Source organism: Pontibacter sp. GD13, from assembly GCF_058216355.1.
Map to the genome: position 1 here is coordinate 1 of NZ_JBYZMQ010000023.1, position 1,365 is coordinate 1,365.

Consider the following 1,365-nt stretch of genomic DNA (forward strand, 5'->3'; position numbering starts at 1 on the left):
CAGGAGTGGTCGGAAGAAATTCCGACCATTTTTTGTATGGGGGCTGTTTTTTTGTTCCCTGACTTATATGCTTCTTTTGTTTGTTGTCTTTACAGGCTAAAAGATTGAACAGATGAGCATATTCAAAGACCACAAGATGAGTGTGAGCCAGCTGCTGGAGCTTATCCCCGAGCAATACCTGGCGCAACTCTCCCTTCAAAGCGATGTAGACCGCTATGCCAAGGTGCTCCATGGGCGCAAGATGTTCTACCTCTTGCTCTATGGGATGCTGGAAAACGAGCGCCTTAGCCAGCGGAGCCTGGAGGACACCTTCAATGATCCGCTCTTCAAGCAGCTTTTTCACCTGGATGCCAGTGAGAGCGTCCGGCGGAGCTCTATCTCAGAACGTTTGTCCAAAATAGATGCGCGTTACTTCAGCCAGATCTACGAGTGCGTCTATGAGCGGTATGCCGGCCTATACTCCGAGGGTGACCGGCAGAAGCACAAGTTGATCCGTGTGGACAGCACCCTGGTGAGGGATACGGCCGGCAAGCTACAAACCGGCATCGGGCATGCCAGCGGCAGGAAGGCAGTCAAATACACCATGGCCTTTGACGGGGTGCTGCCCTGCAGTGCCCGGGCTTTCAGGGAGAGCAGCTGTAGCAGCGAGGACGTGGCCCTGCCCCAGGTGGTCTGGCAGCATGTCAGGCAGGAGGATGGCCACAAGAGCCTCTATGTGCTGGACCGGGGCCTGCAGTCGGCCAAAAGCCTGGAGGCCTTTGACGAGCGGCGCGTGCCCTTTGTCTGCTGGGTGAAGGAAAACCGCAAGTATGAGCTGCAGGCCAGCCTGCTTGGGGAAGACCAGCAGACAGACCTGGGAGAAGCGGTGCTGGTAAGCGATCAGCTCGTCAGGCTCTACTACGGAAAGCGCATCAACAACAGGAAAGGGAATGCGCATTACCGGGAAAGCCTGCTGGAGCAGGACTTTCGCCTCCTCATCGTGGAGAGCAGGCAAGACCCAAAGCAGCGCTACTGGCTGCTGACCAACGAGCTGGAGGCGCCTGCCCAGGAAATTGCCCAGGCCTACCGGCGCAGGTGGGACATAGAGGTGTTCTTTCGCTTCCTGAAACAGGAGCTCCACCTGAGCCACTTGGTCTCGCTCAATCAAAACGGCATAGAGGTGATGCTCTACATGACCTTGATCGTGGCCATGCTGCTGCTTATCTACAAGCAGGCGAACGCCATCGGCTACAAAACTGCCAAACGCAGGTTCGCTATGGAAATCAGAAACCTGGCTATTGCCATCGTGGTGGCTCATTGCCAAGGAGACTTGGACAAGCTCTTTAAAACATAAAAAGTGGTCAGAATTTCTTCCGACCACTCCTG

Annotated in this window: 1 protein-coding gene; it reads left to right on the plus strand. The window is 55.2% G+C overall.

Annotated elements, in window-relative coordinates; genetic code table 11:
* Positions 1-112 precede the first annotated feature (112 nt).
* Positions 113-1,333 (plus strand): IS4 family transposase, encoded by a 1,221-nt coding sequence (locus tag AC4BAN_RS17135; protein ID WP_490565639.1) that lies wholly within the window; start codon positions 113-115, stop codon positions 1,331-1,333.
* Positions 1,334-1,365: the final 32 nt, after the last annotated feature.

Bases quoted from the DNA above. Each gene is read 5' to 3' on its own strand.
- AC4BAN_RS17135 (WP_490565639.1), top strand. From the start codon at position 113: ATGAGCATATTCAAAGACCACAAGATGAGTGTGAGCCAGCTGCTGGAG.